General features: G+C 71.1%; 13 protein-coding genes and 1 tRNA gene. 5 read left to right on the top strand and 9 right to left on the bottom strand.

Features of this window, described 5'->3' with window-relative positions:
- Positions 1 to 70 precede the first annotated feature (70 nt).
- The 4 genes from ACZ5PP_RS09830 to ACZ5PP_RS09815 form a co-directional block, all read right to left on the bottom strand.
- Positions 71 to 147 (bottom strand) — tRNA-Gln (locus ACZ5PP_RS09830).
- Between the two features lie 39 nt (positions 148 to 186).
- Entirely contained in the window at positions 187 to 1,074 is an 888-nt protein-coding gene (ispE, locus tag ACZ5PP_RS09825; RefSeq protein WP_004308354.1) for a 4-(cytidine 5'-diphospho)-2-C-methyl-D-erythritol kinase, read from the bottom strand.
- Positions 1,056 to 1,658 carry a lipoprotein insertase outer membrane protein LolB gene (gene lolB, locus ACZ5PP_RS09820; RefSeq protein WP_287472070.1) on the bottom strand — a complete coding sequence of 201 codons (603 nt, stop codon included), beginning with the start codon at positions 1,656 to 1,658 and terminating at the stop codon, positions 1,056 to 1,058. Before lolB ends, ispE begins: the two co-directional genes overlap by 19 nt.
- Positions 1,655 to 3,370, bottom strand: coding sequence for a tetratricopeptide repeat protein (locus ACZ5PP_RS09815; protein WP_004308349.1), 1,716 nt, complete (start codon positions 3,368 to 3,370; stop codon positions 1,655 to 1,657). The genes lolB and ACZ5PP_RS09815 overlap by 4 nt, the downstream gene beginning before the upstream one ends.
- Before the next feature lie 199 nt (positions 3,371 to 3,569).
- Between ACZ5PP_RS09815 and mutM the strand changes: the two genes are divergently transcribed.
- Together mutM and ACZ5PP_RS09805 are read left to right on the top strand one after the other, a co-directional pair.
- Positions 3,570 to 4,388, top strand: a complete 819-nt coding sequence (gene mutM, locus ACZ5PP_RS09810; RefSeq protein WP_004308346.1) for a bifunctional DNA-formamidopyrimidine glycosylase/DNA-(apurinic or apyrimidinic site) lyase — start codon at positions 3,570 to 3,572, stop codon at positions 4,386 to 4,388.
- A 163-nt stretch (positions 4,389 to 4,551) separates the two neighbouring features.
- The gene (locus tag ACZ5PP_RS09805; protein ID WP_004308343.1) at positions 4,552 to 6,516 is read left to right on the top strand and encodes a dynamin family protein; all 1,965 of its coding nucleotides are present in this window, start codon (positions 4,552 to 4,554) and stop codon (positions 6,514 to 6,516) included.
- Positions 6,517 to 6,606: 90 nt separating this feature from the next.
- Here the strand turns inward: ACZ5PP_RS09805 and ACZ5PP_RS09800 are convergent, their stop codons facing one another.
- The 5 genes from ACZ5PP_RS09800 to ACZ5PP_RS09780 are packed head-to-tail and all read right to left on the bottom strand — an operon-like array spanning position 6,607 to position 10,741.
- Positions 6,607 to 6,858: a YfhL family 4Fe-4S dicluster ferredoxin gene (locus ACZ5PP_RS09800; protein ID WP_004308341.1), complete on the bottom strand. Its 252-nt coding sequence runs from the start codon at positions 6,856 to 6,858 to the stop codon at positions 6,607 to 6,609.
- A 19-nt stretch (positions 6,859 to 6,877) separates the two neighbouring features.
- Complete coding sequence (coaD, locus tag ACZ5PP_RS09795; protein WP_004308339.1) at positions 6,878 to 7,366, bottom strand: pantetheine-phosphate adenylyltransferase; 489 nt, start codon at positions 7,364 to 7,366, stop codon at positions 6,878 to 6,880.
- Positions 7,363 to 7,902 carry a 16S rRNA (guanine(966)-N(2))-methyltransferase RsmD gene (rsmD, locus tag ACZ5PP_RS09790; RefSeq protein WP_012586042.1) on the bottom strand — a complete coding sequence of 180 codons (540 nt, stop codon included), beginning with the start codon at positions 7,900 to 7,902 and terminating at the stop codon, positions 7,363 to 7,365. Before rsmD ends, coaD begins: the two co-directional genes overlap by 4 nt.
- A complete protein-coding gene (locus ACZ5PP_RS09785; RefSeq protein WP_287472072.1) occupies positions 7,899 to 9,302 on the bottom strand; it encodes a M16 family metallopeptidase in 1,404 nt (467 codons plus the stop codon). Before ACZ5PP_RS09785 ends, rsmD begins: the two co-directional genes overlap by 4 nt.
- A gap of 26 nt (positions 9,303 to 9,328) precedes the next feature.
- Positions 9,329 to 10,741, bottom strand: coding sequence for a M16 family metallopeptidase (locus ACZ5PP_RS09780; RefSeq protein ID WP_464827009.1), 1,413 nt, complete (start codon positions 10,739 to 10,741; stop codon positions 9,329 to 9,331).
- 164 nt (positions 10,742 to 10,905) lie between these two features.
- Between ACZ5PP_RS09780 and ftsY the strand changes: the two genes are divergently transcribed.
- From ftsY to ftsX, 3 genes are read left to right on the top strand one after another with little or no spacing between them, the layout of a single operon-like run.
- Entirely contained in the window at positions 10,906 to 12,342 is a 1,437-nt protein-coding gene (gene ftsY / locus ACZ5PP_RS09775; RefSeq protein WP_346765743.1) for a signal recognition particle-docking protein FtsY, read from the top strand.
- Positions 12,339 to 13,037 (top strand): cell division ATP-binding protein FtsE, encoded by a 699-nt coding sequence (locus ACZ5PP_RS09770; RefSeq protein WP_004299311.1) that lies wholly within the window; start codon positions 12,339 to 12,341, stop codon positions 13,035 to 13,037. Before ftsY ends, ACZ5PP_RS09770 begins: the two co-directional genes overlap by 4 nt.
- Positions 13,034 to 13,930 (top strand): permease-like cell division protein FtsX, encoded by an 897-nt coding sequence (gene ftsX / locus ACZ5PP_RS09765; protein WP_004299309.1) that lies wholly within the window; start codon positions 13,034 to 13,036, stop codon positions 13,928 to 13,930. The genes ACZ5PP_RS09770 and ftsX overlap by 4 nt, the downstream gene beginning before the upstream one ends.
- Positions 13,931 to 14,023 lie beyond the last annotated feature (93 nt).

Below are 14,023 nucleotides of genomic sequence, written 5' to 3'. Positions count from 1 at the left end.
AAGGAACGACGAGCGAATATTCGGCGCGTAAAAACGACTCGGGCAGACCCATGGTCTGCCCGTCGTTGTATGGCTGGGGAGGAAGGATTCGAACCCTCGAATGCCGGAATCAAAATCCGGTGCCTTAACCGACTTGGCGACTCCCCAAGAAACCTTTTTCGCTGCGCGTCGAGTGCTGCGCGGGCGCTATTGTAACCACTCGTAAAGCGGATGGCGAGCGATGCTGCGCGCCTTCCAAGCCTTCCAGCGTGGCGGACAATCTTTCGTGATGCGGTCGGCCTCTTCTTCCGAGGAGACTTCCGCGAACACGCAGGCGCCCGAGCCTGTCATGCGGGCTGGTGCATGCACATCCAGCCACTCGATCACACGCAAGACTTCGGGGTAGCGACTGCACGCAACCGGCTGCAGGTCGTTTCGCGTAGTGCTTGCTGCGAAGTCCGCCATTCTGATGGGGGGCGTATTTCTCGTCAAGTCCCTCGCCGAAAAAATTTCAGCGGTCGGCACCTGGACCCCGGGCGAGATCACCACGTACCAGGCCGGCGCCAGTTCGAGCGCCTGCAGCGCCTCGCCCACGCCTTCGGCGAAGGCGTCGCGGCCGTACACGAACACCGGCACGTCGGCGCCGAGCTGCAGCCCGAGCGCCTGGAGTTGCGCGCGTGACAGCCCGGTGCCCCAAAGGCGGTTAAGCGCGATCAGCGTGGTCGCCGCGTCCGAACTGCCGCCCCCGATCCCGCCGCCCATCGGCAGCACCTTGTGCACCGTGATGTCGGCGCCGAGCGCGCAGCCGGTGTGCGCCTGCAGCAGGCGGGCGGCGCGCACTACCAGGTCCGCGGCCTCGGGTACGCCGGGCACCTCGTTGCGGCGGTGGATCGCGCCGTCCGTGCGTACGGCGAAGTCGATCGTGTCGCCCCAGTCGAGCAGGCGGAACGCGGTCTGCAGCAGGTGGTAGCCGTCGGCGCGGCGGCCGACGACGTGGAGGAAGAGGTTGAGCTTGGCCGGCGCGGGGCAGGCGGCCAGTCGCGCGGGATCGCTGCAGTCGGGGGTGTGCAGGGTGTTCAGGGCAGGGCGGTCCATGAATCGATGATCAGACGCACGCGGGCATCGCCGCGCGAGATTTCGAGGCGTTGCGGTGCGGCCGCGGCGGTGTCGTCGGCATAGCCGGCGTAGTCGATGCGCCAGCCCTGGTCGAAGACGAGCTGCGGACGACCGGCGGCGTCGAGGATGCGCACCTCGGCGTCGGCCGCCGGGGCGGCCTGGATCCAGCGCGGCAGGCGCGCGGCGGGCAGGTCGACGCCGAGCGCCTCGGGCAGCAGCGCGTCCACGTCGGCGGCCTCGCGCCGGCTGCCGTCGGCAGCCTCCAGGCTGGCGCCCGCAGGATCGCCCTCGAGCAGGGCGACGACCTGGCCGAGGGGGCTGAACAAGGTGAGGCGGTCCTGCTCGTCGTCATGCACCCATTCGAAGCGCCCGCTCGCCGCGTTACGGCCGTCGGTTGCCGACAGCCGCCCCTCGACCGCGAACGCGGGCAGGAAGGGACGCGAGGCGGGCTGAGCGCCGTCGCGCACCAGCGTCGGCGTGCATGCCGCAAGCAGCAGTGCGCAGGCGCCGCCCAGCAGGGTCCGGCGCAGGCCTTGCGAGCGATGCGGGGGGCGTCGGCTCACTGGATGCCCAGTCGGCGGCCGGTGTCCGTCAGCAGACGGTTGTCGGGGTGGGCTGCGAGCGCCTCGGCGAAGATCCGTCGGGCCTCGTCCCGACGGCCGAGTGTCCATAGCACCTCGCCGAGGTGGGCGGCGATCTCGGCGTCCTTGCGCATGCCATAGGCGCGCTCCAGGTGGACGAGCGCGCCGACCTGGTCGCCGCGGCGGAAGCGCACCCAGCCGAGGCTGTCGAGAATGAAGGGGTCTTGCGGCATGAGCGCATGCGCGCGTGCGATCAGCGCCTCGGCTTCGTCCAGGCGCAGGCCGCGGTCGGCGAGCGAATAACCGAGCGCGTTGAGCGCATGCGCATGATCGGGCTGCAGCTCGAGCACGCGGCGCAGGCGCGCTTCGAGCAGGTCCATGCGACCGATGCGCTCGGCGAGCATGGCGGCCTCGTAGAGCAGGCCGGTGTCTTCGGGGTTCTCGCGCAGGGCGGCATCGAGCAGCGCGAGGGCCTCGGTCGGACGCTCGGCGTCGCGCAGGATCTGCGCCTCGGCGAGCAGGTAGCGGCGGGCGAGGTCGGGATCCTCGACGTCGTTGCGTAACAGGGCGCGCGCCTCCTCGATGCGTCCTTCGTGCGCGAGGCTCAGGGCGCTGCGGATGTCCGCCTCGGGACGGAGGTCCTCGCTCTCGATCTCGCCGAACCACTTGCGTGCGCGCTCGCCCTCGCCGCGGTCGGCGGCGATCTGGCCCAGGTGAAGGCGGATGAGGTCGGGTTGCGGGTGCTCCGCGGCGAGCGCGCGTGCGAAGTGCAGCTCGGCCGCGGCGAAGTCCTCGAGCTGCATCGACAGCAGGCCCACCGCATAGAGCAGTTCGGGATCCTGCGGCGAGGCTTCGAGCAACTGGTTGAAGGCCGCGCGTGCCTCGCCGAAGCGCTGCGCGCTCACCAGCGCACGCGCCTTCGCCAGGCGCAGCGACCGGCTCGCCGGCGCGCGCGCGGCCTCGGCCTCGAGCACGCGCAGGGCCTCCGTGTGCGCGCCTGCCTGCTGGAGGATCTGCACCTTCAGCAGCACCGCGGGTTCCCAGCCGCTGCGCAGCTCGAGGGCGCGATCCACCGCAGCGAGCGCGCCCATCCTGTCCTCGACCGCCTGTGCCGCCTGCGCGCGGGCGATGTGCGCCTCGGGCATCTCGACGTAGGGTTCGGTCAGGCGCATCACGATGCCGCGCACCGCCTGTTTGTCGGGTACGCGGGCGAGGGTATGGCCGAGGCTCAGCAGGTTCTGCGCGAGGCGGCCGTTCGATTGCGCGAGCACGCGCGCGAGCTGGAACTGGATGGCCTCGAGGTTGATGTCCTCGCCGCGGCCGGCGCCGCTCAGCCCGGCGAGTACCCGGCGCGCCTCGTCCGAGTCGGGGGCGACCTCGGTCCAGATCTCCGCGGCGCCGCGCGCCATCACGAGGTTGCGCGAGTACATCGCGATCTCGGTGGCGCGGCGGGCGATGCGCGGGTCGCGCGTGCTGCGCGCGAGGTCGAGATAGAGCTGTGCCGACAGGCCGATCTGGCCGCGCGCGCCGGCGATCTCGGCGAGCAGGAAGTGGTACAGCGTGCGCGGAGTGAGTTCCTGCGCGGGCAGGTTGCCCTCGCCGGCCTCGCCGCTGGCCGCCGTCGCGACCCCGCCGGCGCCGAGCGCGAAGGCCAGGCAGAGGGAGCGGGCGATGCGGGCGAGCTGGGTTTTCATGGGAGGAATTCCGGGACCTTCGATGGGTTGCGCCAGAGCCGCGGCGCAAGAAACGCCTGGCACCCGCCGGGGGGTGCCGCGAAAGCTTCGAGTGCTCGGCTACAATTCGGTTCATGCCATGGTAGGCAGATCGCCGCCCCTGCCGCAACCCGTTCCCCGTGTGCGCCCGCGCGCGGGCAGCCCACGGATTCCTTTCCCGATGCCCGAACTGCCCGAAGTCGAGACCACCTGCCGTGGAATCCGGCCGCACGTCCAGGGCCGCAGCCTGAGCCGGCTGGTGGTGCGCAATCCGCGCCTGCGCGTGGCGGTGCCCGCCGACCTGCCCGCGCACATCGAGGGCGCCAGGCTCGAGGCGGTCGACCGGCGTGCCAAGTACCTGCTGCTGCGTTTTCCCGCGGGCACGGTGATCGTGCATCTCGGGATGTCGGGCAGCCTGCGCGTGGTCGCGGCGGCCGAGCCGGCGGGCGCGCACGACCACGTCGATTTTGTCTTCGGCGAGTGCGCGCTGCGTCTGCGCGACCCACGCCGCTTCGGCATGGTGGTGTGGCAGCCCGGCGACGTGGCGGCGCATCCGCTGCTCGCCGGCCTGGGGCCGGAACCGCTCGGCGACGGCTTCGACGCCGACTGGCTGCTGCGCATCACGCGCGGTCTGCGCGCGCCGATCAAGCATGTGCTGATGGACAGCCGCAAGCTCGTCGGCGTGGGCAACATCTACGCCTCCGAGAGCCTCTTCCGCGCCCGCATCCATCCGCTCGAGCCCGCCGGCCGGCTCGGGCCGCGACGCTGCGCGCGCCTGGTCGATTGTGTGCGCGAGACGCTCGCCGCCGCGATCGCGGCCGGCGGCAGCACGCTGCGCGACTTTGTCGGCGGCGACGGCCGGCCAGGCTATTTCCAGCAGCAGTACTTCGTCTATGGTCGCGACGGCGAGTCCTGCCGGGTGTGCGGCACGCCGGTGCGGCGCATCGTCAGCGCCCAACGCGCGAGCTTCTTCTGTCCGCGCTGCCAGCGCCGCAGCTGAAAGGACGGCGATGCCCCGGTGGGGGGCATGCAGGCGGCGTGCAATTTGGCACGCTCGCGAACCGCGAAGCGGGTTATGGTGAATAATGTTCTGCGCTGCGGGCCGGCGAGGCCTTGCCCTCGCGCGCGCCCGACGCCCCCCCGCCTGCCGGACGAGCACGCCGATGACCGATCTCACCGAACAGTTTTCCGCCTACAGCCGCTGGCGCGGCCACGCCAGCGACGCGGTGGCCCGCCTGCGCGCGTGGCTGGCGCGCAACGACGTGGGCAACGCCCAGGCGGACATGCGCCTGCAATACCTGCTCGACCGCCTGCGCGACGACAAGCTCACGGTGGCCTTCGTCGCCGAGTTCTCGCGTGGCAAATCCGAGCTCATCAACGCGATTTTCTTCGCCGACCACGGCGACCGCATCCTGCCCTCCAGCGCGGGCCGCACCACGATGTGCCCGACCGAGCTGCAGTGGCAGAAGGGGGCGCAGCCCGAGCTGCGTCTGCTGCCGATCCGCAGCCGCGCGCGCCAGACGCCGGTGAGCGAGCTCAAGCGCTATCCGGAAGAATGGACCGTGATCGCGCTCGACGCGGTCGACGCCCCCGGCCTGCAGGCCGCGCTCGCGCGCGTGGGCGAGACCGAGCGGGTCGAGGTCGCCGAAGCGCAGGCGCTCGGCTTCCGCGTCGATGCCGCAGGGGACGACGGCATCCGTCCCGATGCCGAGGGTCGCATCGAGATCCCGCGCTGGCGCCATGCCGTGATCCAGTTCCCGCATCCCCTGCTCGAGCAGGGCCTGGTGGTGCTCGACACGCCGGGCCTCAATGCGATCGGCGCCGAGCCCGAGCTCACCCTGTCGATGCTGCCGAATGCGCACGCGGTGCTGTTCATCCTCGCCGCCGACACCGGCGTCACCCAGAGCGATCTCGCGGTGTGGCGCAACTACGTGCAGGCTGGCAGCGAGCGCCAGCGCGGGCGCCTGGTCGTGCTCAACAAGATCGACGGGCTGTGGGACGGGCTGCGCGACGAAGCGCGCATCGAAGCCGAGATCGGCCGCCAGGTCGACTCGGTCGCCGCGACCCTCGGCGTCGAGCCCGCCGCAGTGTTCCCGGTGTCGGCGCAGAAGGGCCTGGTGGCGCGCATCCAGGGCGACGAGGCCCTGCTCGCGCGCAGCCGTGTGCCACAGCTCGAGCGTGCGCTCGCCGAGGGGCTGCTGCCCGCCAAGCAGGAGATCGTGCGCGAGGACATCCTCGCCGAGTCCGCCGAGGTCGCCGCCGCCACGCGCAGCCTGCTCGAGGCGCGCCTGGCCGGCTTGCGCGAACAGCTCCAGGAACTTACCGACCTGCGCGGCAAGAACCAGAGCGTCATCGAATACATGATGCGCAAGATCCGCAGCGAGAAGGAGGAGTTCGAGCAGGGTCTGCAGAAGTACTACGCGGTGCGTACGGTGTTCACCGACCTCGCCAACAACCTGTTCGCGCACATGGGCCTGGACGCGGTGCGCGACGAGACGCGGCGCACGCGCGAGGCGATGCTCGAATCCAGCTTCACGCGCGGGCTGCGCAACGCCATGCAGGGCTATTTCCGCAGCCTGCGTGGCAACCTGCAGCGCTCTACCGAGGAGATCGGCGAGATCACCCGCATGCTCGACGCCATGTACAAGCGCTTCAGCGTCGAGCACGGCCTCAAGCTCACCGCACCCGAAGGCTTCTCGACGCTGCGCTACGAGAAGGAGCTCGAGCGCCTGGAGACGGCCTTCAACCGCCAGATCAACACCGCGCTGACCCTGGTCACCACCGAGAAGCACGCGCTCACGCAGAAGTTCTTCGAGACCGTCGCGGTGCAGGCGCGGCAGACCTTCGAGCTCGCCAACCGCGACGTCGAGCAGTGGCTGCGCGCGGTGATGTCGCCGCTGGAGACCCAGGTGCGCGAGTACCAGATCCAGCTCAAGCGCCGGCTCGAGAGCGTCAAGCGCATCCACGAGGCCACCGACACGCTGGAGAGCCGCGTGGAGGAGTTGATGCAGGGCGAGGAGGCGCTGCGCGCGCTGCTGGACGAGCTCGACAACCTCGAGGCCGCGGTCGCCGACGCGCTCGACGTGCCCGCCAACACGCCTGTGACGGGCGTGCGTGCGGCCGCCTGAGCGGCGCGCGCATGCAATAAAGCGGACGGGGGCGCGCCGATGGCCGCCCCCGTCGTCTCGTGCGGCGGGATGGGCTCCCGCCGGGTGTGATCAGGCCTTGCCGGTCAGCTTGAGGAACTTGGCCATCAGCTGGTCCTTGGTCTCCTCGCGCTTGGGGTCGAGCGGGATACAGTCCACCGGGCACACCTGCTGGCACTGCGGCTCGTCGAAGTGGCCGACGCACTCGGTGCACTTGTTGGGGTCGATCTCATAGATCTCTTCGCCCTGGTAGATGGCGCCGTTGGGGCACTCCGGTTCGCAGACGTCGCAGTTGATGCATTCGTCGGTAATCATCAGAGCCATGGTCTTCGCTTCCTTGCGTTTACTTTGATTTGAGTCTTTCCTGCAGCCGTGCGAGCACCCTGGGCTGCACGAACTTGCTCACGTCGCCGCCGAGGCGGGCGATCTCCCGCACCATCGTGGCGGAGATGAACATGAATTCTTCACCGGGCGTCAGGAACACCGTCTCGACGTCCGGATAAAGCTTGCGGTTCATCCCTGCCATCTGGAATTCGTATTCGAAGTCGGATACCGCACGCAGCCCGCGGATGATCACGCGCGCATCCTGCTGCTGGAGGAACTCCATCAGCAGGCAGTCGAAGCCGACCACTTCGACGTTGGGAAAGGCTGAGACGGCATCGCGTGCGATGTCGACCCGGTCCTCCAGTCCGAAGATCGGGTTCTTGCTGTTGCTGCGCGCGACCGCGACGACGACCTTCTCGAACAGGATCGAGGCGCGCCGCACGAGATCCTCGTGGCCGCGGGTGAACGGGTCGAAGGTGCCCGGATAGACCGCGATCGCTTCCTTCATTCCTCGCTCCTGCGCATGAGATGGAAATGGACCTGCCCGGCGCGGCCCTGCTTGACCGCGCGCCATGCGCCGAGGCTGTCCACGGCGACTTCGGATTCGACATAGAGCCATCCCTCGGGACGGACCAGCCGGTCCAGCCAAGGCGACACCCGCTCGATCCAGCCCTGCTTGTAGGGCGGATCGAGGAACACGCCGTCGAAACGCTGCGGCGTGGATTGCGCGAATCTTACCGCATCGCCGCGCACGATCTCTACTTGCGCCGCCTGTAGGGTCTTTGCCGCCTTGTGCAGTGCGTCGAGCGCGCGCGCGTCGTGCTCGACCAGGACGACGCGGGCGGCGCCGCGTGAGGCGGCCTCGAAGCCGAGGATGCCGGTGCCGGCGAAGAGGTCCAGGCAGGCGTGGCCGTCGAGGTCCTGGCCCAGCCAGTTGAACAGGGTCTCGCGCACGCGGTCGGGCGTCGGGCGCAGGCCTGGCACCGAGGCCACGTCGAGCAGGCGCGAGCGCCACTGTCCGCCGACGATGCGGACCCGGCTCACTGCGGGGCTTCCGCGGGGGGCGTGGCGGACGTACCCGCCGCGGCGGGACGGTCGCCGTCGCCGCCGGCGATCACGGTGACGAGCTGTTCCGGGCGGATGCGGCGTTGCCAGGCCGCGCGCACCGCGGCGACGTCGACCGCGGCGACCTGCTGCGGGTAGCGCTCCAGCCAGTCGAGCGGCAGGCGGTAGAAGCCGATCATCGACACGTAGTCGAGCAGCTTGGCGTTGGAGTCGAGGCGCAGGCCGAAGCCATTGATCAGGTTGTCCTTGGCGGCCTGCAACTCCTCGGCGCTGGGGCCCTCGGCGAGGAAGCCCGCGAGCGTCGCCCGCACCACCGCGAGCGCTTCCTCGGCCTGGCTGCCGCGCGTCTGCAGGCCGATCTGGAAGGGGCCGGCGACCTGCTGTGGCGACAGCGCGCTGTACACGCTGTAGGCAAAACCGCGCTTCTCGCGTACCTCGGCGGTCAGCCGCGACACGAAGCCGCCACCGCCGAGCACGTAGTTGCCCACCAGCAAGGGGAAGTAGTCGGCGTCCTCGCGCGCCATGCCGGGCTGGCCGACGAGGATGTGGGCCTGCGCCGAGGGGTGCGGGATGCGCAAGGTCCGGGCCGTGGTGGGCGCGGGCGCCGGCAGCGGCATGGCGGCCTGCGTCGCGGGCAGGCCCGCGGTGAGGCGGACCGCGATGCGCTCGGCGGCGGCGCGGTCCACGTCGCCGACGATCGCCACCGTGGCGCGGTTGGCGCCGTAGTGGCGGCGATGGAAGTCGACCAGGTCGTCGCGCCCGATCGCGGCGAGCGACTCCGGCGTGCTGTCGTGGCCATAAGGGTGGCCGGCGTAGAGCGCGGCGTTGAACTGGCGCGCGGCGAGCGTGGCGGGCTTGGTCAGCGCCTCGCGCAGGCCGGCGATCGCGCGGCTGCGCTCGCGCTCGAGCACCGCGGCGGGAAAGTCGGGGCGGGCGAGCAGGGTGGCGGCGAGCTCGACTGCGGCGTCGAGCTCGGCGGGCGAGGACAGGCTGCGCAGCGCCATGCTGGCGCGGTCGTTGTCGGTGCCGCCGGAGAGCTCGATGCCGAGATCGGCCTTGCGGTCGGCGATGGTCTGCTCGTCGAGCCCGCCGGCGCCGGCGTCGAGCAGGGCCTGGGTCATGCTCGCCAGCCCGGCCTTGCCCTCGGGGTCGAGCGCGCCGCCGGCAGCGAAGGAGATCTGGATGTCGACCAGCGGCAGCGCGCGGCTCTCGACGAAGTGCACCCGCGCGCCGGTGGGCGCGGTCCATTCGACGATCTCGGGGGCGGCGAGCGCGCCGGCCGCCGCGCCGGCACCAAGTACGAACGCGGCGGTGCGCAGGAGATGGAGGCGGCGGGGGCGGGTGGGGGAGCGCTCGAGGCTGGGGGTTTCTGCGGTCATGGCGGGCATTTCGTGGGCGTTGCGCTTCAGTGGCGCGGGGCGGCGAAGGACGAGCGCGGGCGCTTGTCGCCGAGCGGCTGCGGATCGAGGCGGGCGGTGTTGAGGCTGGCGTCGTCGAAGTAACGCTTTGCTACCGCCTGCACCTCCTCGGCGGTGACCGCGCGCAGGCCATCGAGCAGCCTGTCCTCGTCGCGCCAGGACAGGCCCGCGGATTCGAGGTGGCCGATCTCCATCGCCTGGCCCATCAGCGAGTCGCGCTTATATACCTGGGCGGCGATCGCCTGCGTCTTCACGCGCGCGAGCTCCGCGGCGCTGATGCCTTCGTCGGCGATACGGCGCAGCTCGGCGCGCAAGGCCTCGGCGAGCGCCTCCGGGCTGGTGCCGGCGGCGGGCACGCCGTGCAGGTAGAACAGCGCCGGGCCGCGGTTGCCGGTGTCGTAGCTGGCACCGACGCTGACCGCGATGCGCTGGTCGCGCACCAGGCCGCGGGTGAGGCGGGCGCCGTCGTAGCCGTCGAGCACGGCGGCGAGCACGTCGAGCGCGAAGGCCTCGCGGTCGTTGGCGGGATCGCGCAGCGCGGGCACGTGCCAGGCCATGGCGAGATAGGGCAGCTCGGCGGGGGCCTTCACCGTCGAGGCGCGCGGGCCGCGTTGCGCCGGTTCGGGGGAGATGCGGCGGGCGGGCAGCTCGCCGGCGGGGAGGGCGCCGTAGGTCTGCTCGGCGTGGCGGAACACCTCGCGGTGGTCGACGTCGCCCACGACCACCAGGTACGCGTTGTTGGGCGCGTACCAGCGCCGGTACCAGGTGCGCGCGTCTTCCGGCCGCATGGCCTCGAGGTCGGGCATCCAGCCGATCACCGGGCGGCGGTAGGGGTGGGCCTGGTAGGCGGTGGCCATCAGCTGCTCGAACACGAGCGCGCGCGGCTGGTCGTCGGTGCGCAGGCGGCGCTCCTCCTTGACCACCTCGATCTCGCGCGCGAACTCCTCGTCGGTGAGCACGAGGTTTTTCATGCGGTCGGCCTCGAGCGCCATCATCGCCGGCAGGTGGGCGGGCGGCACCTGCTGGAAGTAGGCCGTGTAGTCCTTGCCGGTGAAGGCGTTGTCGCGCCCGCCGACGGCGGCCACGCGGCGGTTGAACTCGCCCGGGCCGACCTCCCTCGTGCCCTTGAACATCATGTGCTCGAGCACATGGGCCACGCCCGAGACGCCGTCCGGCTCGTCCATCGCACCCGTGCGGTACCACACCATGTGCACCACCGAGGGGGCGCGGCGGTCCTCCTTGACGATCAGCTTCATGCCGTTGGCGAGCGTGGTCTCGAAGGGGTTGGCGAGGACGGGCGGGGCGAGCGCGGCGGAGAGCGTCGCGCCGAGGAGGAGCCCGCGTGCGAAGCGGCTTCCGGGCAGGCGGGCGAGGCGGAGGGCGGGGGGGAGGCGAAACATGGAGTTGTCCTGCATCTGTTAGAATCCGCGGCACTCCGCGAGGCCCGCTGCGCATGGCGCAGCCAGTGCCGGGGAGCCGCATCTTAGCGTGATCGGCGGTGCGCGCCCATGCTTGCCGGGCCGCGTGCGCCGACGCAAAACGTCCCCTCTGACCCGAGCGTTTCATGTTTGGTTTCCTGAAGAAGAAGTTCGGCAAGTCTGTCGACGAGGCCAGGCCCGCCGAGCAGGCTGCCGAGGAGCAGACTGCCTCCGAGGTCCGCGCCGAAGACCTCGCCGGCGCGCCGGCGCCGCAAGCGCCCGCGGAGGCCTCGGTGGCCGAGGCTGCGCGTCGCGACGCGGCGGAGATCGACGCGACCGCAGAGCCCGTCGAGCCCGCTGCGCTGCCCGAATCCCCTGCGCAGCCGGCCGCCGAGGCGGCGGCCCTTGCCGAGCCGGAGCCCGCTGCGCAGGCGCCAGCCGAAGCCGTGCCCGAGCCGCAGCCGGAGCCCTCGGGCGAGCCGACGCCCGAAGCCCCCGTCGCGGTCGAGCCGGCGATCGAAGCCGAGTCCGAACCCGAAGCCGAGTCCGAACCCGAAGCCGAACCCGAACCCGAAGCCGAACCGGAGCCGGAGCCGGAGCCGGAGCCGTCCGCGGCCGCCGCCGCGGTCGCGAAGAAGTCGTGGACCGAGCGCCTCAAGGCCGGCCTCGCGCGCACTCGAAACCAGATCGGCGGAGGGCTGGCGAGCCTGTTCGGCCTGCGCAAGATCGACGAGGACCTGCTCGAGGAGCTCGAATCCACCCTGCTGATGGCCGACTGCGGCGTCGACGCCACCCAGCACCTGATCGACGACCTGCGCCGGCGCTGGAAGCGCGACCGCCTGGAGACCGCCGACCAGCTGCAGAAGGCGCTCGCCGACGGCCTGCACGAGATCATCGCGCCGCTCGAAGCGCCGCTCGAGGTCGCAGGTCATCGCCCCTTCATCATCATGATCGCGGGCGTCAACGGCTCCGGGAAGACGACCTCGATCGGCAAGCTGGCCAAGTACTTCCAGGCCCATGGCAAGAGCGTGCTGCTCGCCGCGGGCGACACCTTCCGCGCCGCCGCGCGCGAGCAGCTGATGACCTGGGGCGAGCGCAACAACGTCACCGTGGTGGCGCAGGACAGCGGCGACGCCGCGGCGGTGATCTTCGACGCCATCAACGCCGCACGTGCGCGCAAGATCGACGTCGTGCTCGCCGACACCGCCGGCCGCCTGCCCACCCAGCTCCACCTCATGGAAGAGATCGCCAAGGTGCGCCGGGTGATCGCCAAGGCCGACCCGAGCGGGCCGCACGAGGTGCTGCTGGTGCTCGACGCCAACATCGGCCAGAACGCGCTCGCCCAGGTGAAGGCCTTCGACAAGGCGATCGGCGTCACCGGCCTGGTGGTCACCAAGCTCGACGGCACCGCCAAGGGCGGCGTGCTGGCGGCGATCGCGCGCCAGTGCCCCAAGCCGCTGCGCTTCATCGGCGTCGGCGAGGGCATCGACGACCTGCAGCCGTTCAAGGCGCGCGAGTTCGTCGATGCGCTCTTCGAGCCGGGTGCCGGTGCGGTCAAGGCGGGAGCGGAAGCGCGCAGATGATCGTCTTCGAGGACGTGGCCAAGCGCTATGCGGGCGGCTACACGGCGCTGGCGGGCGTCAGCTTCGAGATCCGCCATGGCGAGCTGGTCGTGCTCTCCGGCCATTCCGGCGCGGGCAAGAGCACGCTGTTCAAGCTCATCCCGGTCATCGAGCGCCCGACCGCCGGTCGTGTGCTGATCAACGGTCAGGACGTGTCGCACCTGCCGCGCACGGCCATCCCCTACCTGCGCCGCAACCTCGGCCTGGTGCTGCAGGAGAGCCGGCTGCTGTTCGACCGCAACGTCTACGACAACGTGATGCTGCCGCTGGTGATCACCGGCCACCCCGCGGCCGACGCCGCGAAGCGGGTGGCGGCCGCGCTCGAGCGCGTGGGCCTGGACGGGCGTGGCAAGGAGATGCCGGCGGGTCTGTCGGGCGGCGAGCAGCAGCGCGTGGCGATCGCGCGCGCGATCGTCAACCGGCCGTCGATCCTCATCGCCGACGAGCCCACCGCCCACCTCGACCCCGCCTACGCCGCCGACATCGCGGCACTGTTCCGCTCCTTCAACCAGGCCGGCGTCACCGTGCTCGTGTCCACCCACGACGCCAGCCTGTTCGCCGCCAGCCGGCCGCGCCGGCTCGTGCTGGCCAAGGGGCAGCTGGTCGAGGACTCGCGCCCGGGCGGACGGCCGGCGCAGGAGGAGGTTGCGGCGTGATCAACTGGTTCTACCTGCACCTGCGTGCGATCCGTCACGCACTGCACCGGCTGGTGTCGCAGCCCGTAGGCACCCTGCTGTCGGCACTGGTGGTCGGCATCGCGCTGTCGCTGCCGGGCGGCGGCTACCTGCTCCTCGACAACCTCGGCTCGCTGGCGCGCGGCGTCTCCGGCACGCCCGAGATCAGCCTGTTCCTGGACATGAACGCCGGCGCGGCCGAGGTCGCCGCGATCGAGCAGCGCCTGAAAGGCGAGAGCGAACTCGCCAGCTACCGCTTCGTGCCACGCGACGAGGGCTTGCGCCAGCTCGAGGCTGCAGGCCTGGGCGACGTGCTCGGCGGGCTCAAGGCCAACCCGCTGCCCGACGCCTTCGTGCTCGCGCCGCGCCGCGAGGATCCGGCGCTGTTCGAGCGCATGGCCGAGCGCATGCGCTCCTGGCCCAAGGTGGCGCACGTGCAGCTCGACTCGGCCTGGGTCGAGCGCCTGCATGCGCTGCTCGGGCTTGGACGTTCGGCGGTGCTGATGCTCGCCGGCCTGCTCGGCTTCGCGCTGGTGGTGGTCACCTTCAACACCATTCGCCTGCAGATCCTCACCCAGCGCCAGGAGATCGCGGTGAGCCGGCTGCTCGGCGCCACCGATCCCTTCATCCGCCGCCCCTTCTACTGGTTCGGCGGCCTGCAGGGCGCGCTCGGCGGTCTCGTCGCGCTCGGCACCATGGCGCTCGGCATCGAGGCGCTCGCCGCCCCGGTGGCGCGGCTCGCCGAGACCTACGGCGCCGTCTTCGCGCTGAGCGGGCCCGAGCCCGAGGCCAGCCTGGCGATCGTCGCCTTCGCGGCCTTCCTCGGCTGGCTGGGCGCGGCGATCTCGGTGCGGCGGCATCTCGCCGGCACTTGAACTTTCGTCATCCGTCCCCAGTTACATTCGATCGTCGTTTGCACGCTGCCCGCGGACGTTGTCCCGGGCGGTGGCGGCGCGATCGACGATGCA

Source organism: Thauera sp. DNT-1, from assembly GCF_055393985.1.
The sequence above is the reverse complement of the archived record's forward strand: the minus strand, read 5'-3'. Positions and strand labels throughout refer to the sequence as shown.